The following is a 10,259-nucleotide window of genomic DNA, read 5'->3' as shown; positions in this document are numbered from 1 at the left end:
TGGGTTCACAAGGCCGATTTACAGCCGGAATCTGGTCGAAACCCGAATCACGTTGCAGTTGATGAAACTGTGATTCAGCTTGACGATAAACAATACTGGCTGTACGCTGCTGTCGATCCCGATTCAAACGATTTGCTCCACACAAAGCTTGAACCGACACGAACAAACGTGATCGCAGATCAGTTTTTCGCGGAGCTTCGCAAAAAACACGATGTAGATGCCGCGATCTTTCTCGTTGATGGAGCGGTTCCACTTCACCGAGCATGTGAAAAACATGGCCTCGATTTCAGCCTCGTGTTCAGATAAGCTGATTCCATGCGAAAGCGAACGATCTGAGCCACTCGTCAGCAGTTTCTGCTTCAGCGTTGCTAAAAAAGTTTGAAAAACTGATAGTTCTGCGTTTTACCTCACGAAAGACACGTTCGACGCTGTTCCGATTTCCATGTCGTTCGTATCTGAAATCCCTCGTGTTCAGATAAGCTGATTCCATTCGAAGCTGAACGATCTGAGCCAGTTGCGGCGGTTTCTGCTTCGGCGTTGCTGAAACAGTTTGAGAAATAGAAAGTTCGACGTTTTATTTGTCTAAATATACTTTCAACAGCGTTCCGATTTCCATGGTTCTCGTATCTGAAATCGAAGCCGTGGCGGTGACACACATCTTGTAAAGAGTGCGATCCAGTGACGAGAAACACGGCGTCGGAGACATCGTGTTTTTCGGGGAGTTCCGTCAGAAACGAATGAGTGAGAACCTTTTGTCGTCGGCTCAAGCTTTCTGTAGTGTAATTCGATCGTCTCGGGAACGACGGCAGCATACAGCCAATATTGCTCATCGTTGAGTCGGAGCACAGTCTCGTCAACTGCAATGTGATCCGGATACCGATCAGCTTCAGGCTAAAGATCTGCCTTGTGAACCCAATTATGAACCGTTGATCAAGCACGTTCGACACCAAATATCTAAAAAATAGAAACTGTATCCGAAATTTATAGGTAAGCAAGATGGAACTGAATACCGACCTTCATCAGCAATCTTGGTGTCGCTTCTTGTTCCACAAAACCTAATTCAATCTGGTCGATAATACCGCTGAGGCGTGTGTTGTCGGGCATGAACCACTCAGAAAACACACCGCCTCACTCCTCATCCTAATCTGAACACCGCCGTCAATACACAGTCTTCAGTGACCAGTTGTTTCTGGCTGAAACATATATGAAGAATATAATTTAAGCAGAGCTAGTAGTTTCTATTTTGCCTCAACTAATGCCATGTGAGGTTCAGTGATGCGCTCTCCGGTCTGTTTGTCGAAGAAATGTAATTTATCCATGTCTACGACAAGTGTGATACTGTCACCTGCTTCGAGATCAGTCATTCCATTAATCTGAGCAATCATCTCGACTCCGTTGACTTCCACGTGAAGGTTCGACACAGCTCCGACGTCTTCGATAAGTGTGAGATCTGCAGTAAAGCTTTGACCCTCGTCATATTCCCACGTGATATTGTTAGGGAGGTGGATATCCTGTGGTCGGATACCGAGCCGAATTGTGTTTGTGTCGATCTTCTGCCCGAGACCGTTGTCGGTAGAGATTGAATTTTGAAGCGTGAAGCCTTCAGTTGTGTACTCAATAGTTCCACTGGACTGTTGGACGTCTGCGTCGAAAATATTCATATCTGGACTACCAACGAAATCGGCGACAAATTCGTTTGCGGGCTCGTTGTAGATAGCTTTTGGTTCTGCGAGTTGTTGGAGTTCACCCTCATTCATCACTGCAATTTTGTCGCCTAACGTCATTCCAATTTCTTGGTCATGCGTGACGTAAACCATCGTCTCATCGAGCCTCTGCTGGATCTGGAGGATCTCAGATCGCATCGTAGTACGAAGTTTCGCGTCAAGACTGGATAATGGTTCGTCCATCAAGAATACAGAAGGATCACGAATGATTGCACGACCGAGGGCGACGCGCTGTTGTTGCCCCCCGGAGAGTTCACTCGGATAGCGATCAAGCATGTCCCCTATTTCGAGGATATCCGCGATCTCCTGTACTTTCTGTTCTTTATTACCTTCATGACCGCCCCGCATCTCTAGCGGGAATTTAATATTTTCTCGGACAGTTTTGTGTGGGTAAAGCGCTAGGTCCTGATAGACCATCGCTATATTTCGATGCTTCGGGGTAATGTTCGTTACATCTTCATTTCCGATGAGCACTTGTCCTTCTGTAGGGGTCTCTAACCCTGCGATCATCCGAAGTGTGGTCGACTTACCGCACCCACTTGGCCCAACGAGGACTAACAAGTCTCCGTCGTCCAACTCGAATGAAATGTCATTGACTGCCACTACATCCCCAAACCGTTTCGTAACGTTCCGCAGTTCTAGTTTTCCCATTGTGTTTTTGTGTTGTTGTCTTAATTGTGTATTGATTCTTCCGTCTTATTGCTCTACTAAGCCACGAATTATGTATTTTTGGAATACTGAGACGAGAACGAGTGATGGAATTGCACCAATTATCGCGGCGGCGGAAATTAAATTCCATGGAGTGAATGTGTCCTGTGCTAACGCAAAGACACCCACAGGCACAGTTTGTGCTTTTGGCCCAGTCGCTAGCAGGAAAACCGATAGGAATGTCGTCCACGAGAGTAGCCATGTGATAGTTGCTGCAGACATGATCCCGGGTAGTGAGACTGGGACCATTATTTTATAGAATGCTTGGAATTTAGTACAACCATCTGTTCGTGCTGAATCAATTAATGAGCTGGATTTACCGTCGAAGGATCCTTTCACTATCCAAACAGCGAACGGCTCAAGAAACGCTGTCTGTGCAATAATGATAGCGATTTTGGTATTGATCAGACCCAGAGAACTGAATATGAAATAGATCGGTACAAGAATGGTGATCGGCGGAATAATTCGTGTTACAGTTACGAGAAGTAATGACGCATCGCCGATTCTAGACTGATACATCGAGATCGCGTAAGCGTGGGGCACGCCGATAAGAAGGCTTAGGATAGTTGTTACCGTCGCAATCAGCAGGCCGTTGAAAATGTATGTTGGTAGCGCAGTTTCAGTCCAGACTTGGATGAAGTTCTGCCATTGGACATCGAACCCCCAAAAGACAGGTGGGGATTGGACAGTCACCGCGCGTGTTTTTAATGCAGTTTCCAATGCCCAGAAGATCGGGAAGAAGAGCCACAGAAGCACCAAGATGAGAACGCCGACTGCAACAACACGGTGAAGACGGTTCATCAATGCTTGATCTTGGTTGATTCTCTCCCACAGGCTCAAGTCTTTATTTTGGGTATTGTTGCTCATTTATTCTACCTCCAAATCTGTGTCACTCGAGAGTCCCTTCACGATGATTCCTAGCACAATCAGAATCATTACTACGAGTATGAGTCCTTCAGCTGCCGCGTAGTGGGAATTGCCGTTTTGGATCATCTCTTGATAAATATCGATGGCGATGACGGTCGTCGCTGTCCCCGGACCTCCTCCCGTCATTGTGTAGATGATCTCAAAGCCTCGTAACGCGAGCATAGCTTGGATCACCAAAACCGCGGTAAGTGCCGGGCGGAGTAATGGCAGTGTTACGTGCCGGAATTGATTCCAGATACCGGCTCCATCAAGATATGCTGCCTCATACAGATCATCTGGGATCGAATCAAGCCCCGCCAGTAGGATGGTGGTTCCCAACGGTGTCATAATCCAGACTGTCGTAATGATCGCCGTAAAGTAGGCGGTCCACGTTCCAGAGAACCACTGAATCTGTTGTTCTATTAACCCAGATTCAATGAGTAAATAATTGATGACCCCGAATTCAGGGACGAACATCAGTTTCCACATTACAGTGGATATGACGAATGGAATAGTCCATGGAATCAAAAGAAGTGTTTGCCACACCCTCCGGTAGGGAAGATCAGTATTGAGTGCCAGCGCAATTCCTAACTGCACTGGAATCCCAATACCAAGGACGCCAGCAGTGTAGAGTAGTGTGTTTCCTGTAAATAGCCAGAAATCTCCTGTAGTGAGTACAGCGGCTATATTTTGAAATCCAACGAATCGCGTGTCTAAGAAGAGTGAAAAAACGTCTTGTGTCAGAGTGAGATAAATCAAGAAGAGAGCAGGACCTCCGATAATCAACGTGATGAAGACGACAGAAGGGAGTAAGAGGAGTTTATCAAAAGACAGTGAAGACAGCCCTGACACACGTGTCCGTATGCTCTGAAGACTATCCTTCCAATTAGCTAGGTTTACACTCATATTGAAAATTGGGTACGAATACGGCTCTTAAATGTCTTCCGCTTGGGATTGTATGTTTTGGGCAGTCTCCTCTGCAGACAACCCGTCTGCGAACGCTTCTGTCATTGCGGAATACATTACTTGCTGAATTTCAGATTGATTGGGGTAAATAAACTTGCCCTGCTTGTCAATAAATTCAGCGAGGACATCCGGATACGGAACCTCTTCTTGAACCTCGTCCATCTCGAAGACGTCCGATCTAATCGGGAGATTCCCTGCGATTAACAGCTCTGCTTTCTGTCTCTCTCTGCTTGTAACGATATTCTGGAACTGGGTTGCCGCTTTTTTATGCTTCGAAAATGCTGAGACGTTATGCGTAACAAGGAACGCGTCGCCCGATGGCGTGTCGCCAGCACCTTCCGGAGTCGGAGCGAGATTAAATGTTACAAGATCTTCAGGCTGGTCATCACTATCGGGTTCATACGCAAACATGTGAGTTAGCCCAGCCAACATGAACGCAGCATCCTCTTCAAACACCTGTGGAGCAACGTTACCTTCACTAAGTGATGTGACTCCTTGAGGGGCATATCCTTCCTCCACGAGGGTGAGGAGGAAGTCTAGTGCGTTCACGAAACCATCATTCATGAAGTCAGGGTTGTTATCATCATCATAGAGATGACCCCCAGCTCGCTGAACTAAATTGTGAACGGTTTCACGCCCTTCGCTCCCAACACTGAATGGGAACACGATCGCGTTTTCAGTTACTTCTTGTACTTGGTCAAGAGCATCAAACAACTCTTGGAACGTCTCTGGGCGGAAATCTCGTGCGAGTCCTGCTTCCTCTAGGACGTTTTTATTTGCATACAGTCCCCAGCCCTTCGTGTAATGTGGAGTGGCATAGAGGCCTTCTTCATATGGGAATTCACTAAAACTAGGTAGATCTAACGGCCACGTACAAGCCTCAATAGCCATATCAGACCAAGCGTCAGTCGTCGTGATGTGTTGATCGACTTTCTCAAAGTAACCCTGCGTTCCCAGAGAATAGGCCCACGAGTCGATCAGGTCAAAGACGTCTGGTGTATCCTCCTGAGATTGTAGGAGTGTTCGTACCCTTGAGAGTGTATCCGCTTCTGCAATCTCGAAGGCTTCTGGAGTAATACCAGTCTCCTCTTCGAATGCGTCATAATGCCCCTGAATTTCAGGATCTCCTGATATTTGATTGAGATTGCTTATTACCAGTTTGTCTGCTTCCTCTTGGGGTGTGTCCTGAACCCATCCGCCTGAATTCGACCCTTCTCCGTCACCATTTTGGCCGGATCCCATACATCCAGCTATCAGACCGCTGGAAATAAGTGCTGTACCCCTTAGCAGGTTACGCCTATGGCTGTCAACCATACTCATACCGATGATATCTATCCAACTTAATTCTTATTATTAATCACCAATATTACCGATGCGGCTGATTGTGACAGCTGCTTATACAGTCAAACTAGTGGTGAGCACGAGGTCTCCAGGAGATTTAGTAGAAGACATTTCTCAGGCTCGGCCACAGTTTGATTTTGCTGCGGTGACTCCTCGTGTGTACGCGTAAAGCAGTATATGGAGACGTGTAACCCGTTGAGACCTTCACAACCTCATTTACAGGCGGGTCAAGGCGAGTACCTCGAGACTTGACCCCGAGGCAGTTCACTACTGTGGCTTATTCCACAAGGTGATCGGTGGGTTGGTTTGACTCATCATATTCAATATTCAGTTCAAGTTCATTAGAAGTCGATAATAGTAGCTCTGGAAGCTCTTCTTCAAACCATGTCCCTGTTAGTCGATGCGACGGACCTGCGATACAGAGTGTTCCTATGAGAGACCCTTCGGGTTTTACTGGGACCGACACTACATGGACACCCTCAACTGCTTCTTCTCGGTTGAACGCGAATCCACGCTCCTGAACTGCATCTAATTCTTCAAAAAGAACATTTCGATTCGTAATCGTATGCTCAGTATTTTGTGGTAATCCCCATCTATCAAGGATTTCGTTGACGCGTTCCCGGCTGTAGTGTGATAGAATAACTTTCCCCGCTGCAGAACAGTGAAGACGTACCTGACGGCCGATATCAGCTCCTACTTTTACCGCATTCGCTCCGGTGGCCTGATACAGATATACACCTAGTCCGTGATCTTCTGCAATAAAATGAGCACGTTCGTCAGTCTTATTTGCAAGCTGATGTACATACGATTTTATTTCGAGATAATCCGGGTTACGTGTCCGAGCAGCTGTGCCTAACCGCGCAAATCGAAGGCCAAGTTGGTACTTTTGCCCATCTCGAGAGATATACCGTAGATCGTATAATGTATTCAAATACCGATGGGTCGTGCTTTCAGCAATATCCAATTCATCGGCGATCTCAGAAAGGGATGTCGGCCCGTTATCAATGAGCAGATGGATGATATCGAAGCTCCTCTCAACAGTTTGGAGACGGTCATTAGCTTGGTTCTTAACCATAATCATCTCTTCCTCAGGCAAATAATATAAAATTTCCGCATAGTGGAAGTCATAACCGAGAGGGCCTCGTGACCATTATTCTATAATCGCCACCATCTCCATCGAACACACCACTAACAGTTGGAGAAACCATAATGATCATCAATCATCGTCGAAAGTTCGAACCTCAGTATCTTTTATTGTGTTTTTCGTCAAATATGTTAGACTAATTAACTGAAGATCGAGCCACAAAGCGAATGTAGTAGAGTAAAATTCCATATAGTAGAATCCAATCCATTACGCTCGTACAGTTGTAATAGTGGGATATAATGGACATTCATAACATATAGAAACGGGGATAGAGGGTTCAGAAATGGCATATAGCACTAACATGCTTAATTCCACTATATGGAACTTCGATGTACCGAGATCAGAATCCCATAGATATTATATATTCTATCAGAAATATAATACTTATCTGAGATGATGAAGATCGTTTGTGGACAGGTCCGAAATTAAAATTGTTCCCTGATCAGTACGCACACTTTCGATGAGAGATTTCATGTTATCTCTCCCGGAAACGTAGTGAGCATCACCTCATCGGACCGTGTTTTAATAACAAATTTCTTTTTGTTATATTTATATATGAAATATTATTGGAATCTGCCTAATGCAGGTCAGTATATGAGAATACCCAAGGTATTAACTCAAGCTAGTCGAAGAATCGATTCATGCGACGAAAGAATGAGTTCTTGGAGAGGCTCATGAAGGAGAAAGTCGTCATGGGAGCACAAACAGTTACTCACAAACCGTCTATTATAGAAGTGTATGGTGACATGGGGATAGATTTCGTGTGGATTGATTTCGAACATATTGGTCCGACACCTGAAAATAGTAAATTATTCGAGGATATCACACGTGCTGCCGAGTTATCGGGAACCGATTTGCTAGTCCGACTTCCCGGAAATGACCCATCTCTCATTAGAAAGGTGCTTGACTCAGGCGTACGAAATATATTGATCCCTCGAATTGAGACCGTAGCGGATGTACGACAAGCAGTTGAAGCGTCCAAATTCTCCTATGATAATGATATTGGAGAGCGTGGTATTGCAGCCTCTCGGGTGAGTGGATGGGGGAGTGAATTGAATGAAGAGTACGTCCACATAGAAGACCAGAACACAGCCGTTGGGGTGATGATCGAGAATACGACTGCAGTAGAAAATCTAGATGAAATTCTTCGTGTGGAGGGGCTTGAGTTCGTTGTCATCGGTCCTGCTGATCTTTCGGTCTCGATGGGTTATCCATTGAATGATGGGCATCCAGAGGTTCAAGAGACAATCAAACATATTCAAAAGACAGTCAAAGCGGCTGATATTCCGGTCGGCCAATTGGCCAGCGGGACGGATGAGGCCAAAGAACTCATCGATGATGACGTCCAGATAATCCGAATAAGCGGTGGTGAAATCGCTGCTCTTCGTGATGTTGTTGAGACTCGATTCGACAAACTTAGCGAGTTCACAGGGTCTGAGTAAGAGTCGGTCGCCGACCGGTTCCGTATGAGTCCAATACAAACCAGAAAGTCTACTGAAAGAAGCCTTTCTCTGTTGAAATCGTGATCTCTCGATTGGGTAGTGTCGATTTCTAGCTCATCGAGGAGTATCTCTCAAAAATTTCTCTGATCAAAATATTAATATACTATTGATTAGTGTGTCCTGATGGGATGAGTGATAGCTGGAGTGTCTTGTTACCTGAAAAGATCCACGATGTGGGCCCAGAATCAATAGCAGACTTTGCCAAGTTCACATCAGTTTCAAAAAATATCCGGACTCCGGAAGAACTTCGTTCGCGTATCAGCGAGTTTGATGCAATCATTCTCAGACATGCTGAGCTAACGAAGGAAGTTATTGAGAGTGCTGACAATCTCAAGGTAATTGCTAAACACGGAGCAGGCCTTGACAACGTCGATATCGAAACAGCGAGTAAGCAGAAAATCATTGTGTGTAATACTCCCGGGATCAATTCAAGAGCAGTTGCTGAACACACAGTCACACTGATGATGGGGGTGAGACGTAATTTATTACTCGCAGATCGAAACGTACGCGATGGTAAGTGGGATGAGGTTCAGACAGATTGGGATCGGTTCTCCCGATCGGAGGTTCAAAATGACGTAGTTGGGTTATTTGCGTTCGGTAACGTCGCAGAGGAGGTTGCTAACTTGGTGACTGGACTAGGCATGGAGTGTATTGCTTATGACCCATACGTTGATCACGAAGCACTTGGGGATACGGTAACTGGAGTTGATGATAAAGAGACACTCTTCGAGCGTTCTGACGTGGTAAGTATTCACTCACCATTAACTGAAGAAACACGTCACAGCGTCGGTTCAGCAGAACTCCGGGCATTGGGAGAAGATGGTATTATTGTTAATACGGCACGAGGAGCCATCATAGACGAAGATGCGTTGATATCTGCGCTTGAACAGAGAACTATTCTTGGCGCTGGATTAGACGTTCTAGAAGAAGAACCACCGAGTGAAGACCACCGATTATTCCACAATGAGAGAGTTATCCTGACGCCCCACTTGGGTGGGCTGTCGAACGAAGCCACGTATAATGCCAGTCTCAGGGCCGCTGAAAACGTCCGAAGCGTTTTTGAGGGCGATATTCCGGACTCAACAGTAAATCGGGAAGCACTCGGCAGAAAGTGGGCGTAACATTTTAAATTCATACGCTAGAAGCTTCGACTGAAGAGTATAATGTGGTCACGCTGGTAGCCAATAGGAGCTTAATGGCCGTTGAAGCGAGGAAGTGACGTAGTGGGCCTGTCCCATCCGTGCTGTTGGCTGATATCGATCACGATCCTCTCACTCACTATGCTGTCCCATATGGAAACAAACGCTCTGTTAAATCCGATGATAGCGGCCGGATCAGAAGAGTGATATCTGGTGTTTAAGTAGAGGTCAGCGACAGCTGGTGAGTCGGAATCGGCTTTCGCTCTCCAAAACCACTCCTTGGTTCGGCTCAGACATTGTGGAGCGAGAGGCAACACCGCAGCTGTTGATAAAGCTCAGTATTCAGCTTCATTTAGCAGAAATATCTCTTTCAAATACTATTTCATTTTTTTAGGTATTCGGTGTTGATCGGATTCAATTCACCGTTCATAACTGGGTTCACAAGGACATTTACAGCCGGGATCTGGGCGGAGCCCGAATCAAGTTACGGTCGATAAAACGATGATTTAGCTTGACGATGAACAATACTGGCTGTACGCCGCTGTCGGTCCTAATTCAAATTATTTACACCATATAAAGCTTGATCCGACAAGAACAAACGCGATCGTAGATCAATTCTTCGTGGAACTCAGCAAAAACACGACGTGGATGACGCGATAATTCTCGTTGAGGACGCGGTTCAACTTCACCGAGCTTGTGAGAAATATGGCCTCGATTTTAGAGACAAACGACATGGAAATCGAAACAGCGTCAAGCATATCTCTTATTAGATAAAACACAGAACTATCTGCTTCTCAAACTGTTTTAGGAACGCCGAAGCAGAAACTGC

The 10,259-nt window shown here is 45.8% G+C and carries 7 protein-coding genes and 4 pseudogenes; 4 read left to right on the top strand and 7 right to left on the bottom strand.

The genetic code is table 11. From position 1 onward, the window contains the following. Window positions 1-288, top strand: a pseudogene (locus DJ81_RS08870) (DDE-type integrase/transposase/recombinase); the annotation flags it as partial. 10 nt (window positions 289-298) lie between these two features. Here the strand turns inward: DJ81_RS08870 and DJ81_RS08865 are convergent. From DJ81_RS08865 to DJ81_RS08835, 7 genes and pseudogenes are all read right to left on the bottom strand, one after another. Continuing rightward, window positions 299-463 (bottom strand): annotated as a pseudogene (locus tag DJ81_RS08865) (IS6 family transposase); the annotation flags it as partial. Between the two features lie 8 nt (window positions 464-471). After that, window positions 472-1,104 (bottom strand): annotated as a pseudogene (locus DJ81_RS08860) (IS6 family transposase). Between the two features lie 134 nt (window positions 1,105-1,238). Then, window positions 1,239-2,375 carry an ABC transporter ATP-binding protein gene (locus DJ81_RS08855; protein WP_094589351.1) on the bottom strand — a complete coding sequence of 379 codons (1,137 nt, stop codon included), beginning with the start codon at window positions 2,373-2,375 and terminating at the stop codon, window positions 1,239-1,241. A 45-nt stretch (window positions 2,376-2,420) separates the two neighbouring features. Beyond that, complete coding sequence (locus DJ81_RS08850) at window positions 2,421-3,299, bottom strand: carbohydrate ABC transporter permease (protein WP_094589349.1); 879 nt, start codon at window positions 3,297-3,299, stop codon at window positions 2,421-2,423. Then, window positions 3,300-4,244 carry a carbohydrate ABC transporter permease gene (locus DJ81_RS08845; protein ID WP_094589347.1) on the bottom strand — a complete coding sequence of 315 codons (945 nt, stop codon included), beginning with the start codon at window positions 4,242-4,244 and terminating at the stop codon, window positions 3,300-3,302. 27 nt (window positions 4,245-4,271) lie between these two features. Then, window positions 4,272-5,546: an extracellular solute-binding protein gene (locus tag DJ81_RS08840; protein WP_170938282.1), complete on the bottom strand. Its 1,275-nt coding sequence runs from the start codon at window positions 5,544-5,546 to the stop codon at window positions 4,272-4,274. A gap of 376 nt (window positions 5,547-5,922) precedes the next feature. Then, window positions 5,923-6,720, bottom strand: a complete 798-nt coding sequence (locus DJ81_RS08835) for an IclR family transcriptional regulator (RefSeq protein WP_094589353.1) — start codon at window positions 6,718-6,720, stop codon at window positions 5,923-5,925. A 710-nt stretch (window positions 6,721-7,430) separates the two neighbouring features. Between DJ81_RS08835 and DJ81_RS08830 the strand changes: the two genes are divergently transcribed. From DJ81_RS08830 to DJ81_RS19640, 3 genes and pseudogenes are all read left to right on the top strand, one after another. Further along, a complete protein-coding gene (locus DJ81_RS08830; RefSeq protein WP_094589343.1) occupies window positions 7,431-8,231 on the top strand; it encodes an HpcH/HpaI aldolase/citrate lyase family protein in 801 nt (266 codons plus the stop codon). Between the two features lie 188 nt (window positions 8,232-8,419). Next, window positions 8,420-9,412, top strand: coding sequence for a hydroxyacid dehydrogenase (locus tag DJ81_RS08825; protein ID WP_094589341.1), 993 nt, complete (start codon window positions 8,420-8,422; stop codon window positions 9,410-9,412). A gap of 259 nt (window positions 9,413-9,671) precedes the next feature. Then, window positions 9,672-10,197: pseudogene (locus tag DJ81_RS19640) on the top strand (IS6 family transposase); the annotation flags it as partial. Window positions 10,198-10,259: the final 62 nt, after the last annotated feature.

This window comes from Halorubrum sp. Hd13 (genome assembly GCF_002252755.1).
GTDB lineage: Archaea > Halobacteriota > Halobacteria > Halobacteriales > Haloferacaceae > Halorubrum.
Note: the sequence above shows the minus strand (reverse complement) of the source record. Positions and strands in the feature narration are given on the sequence as shown.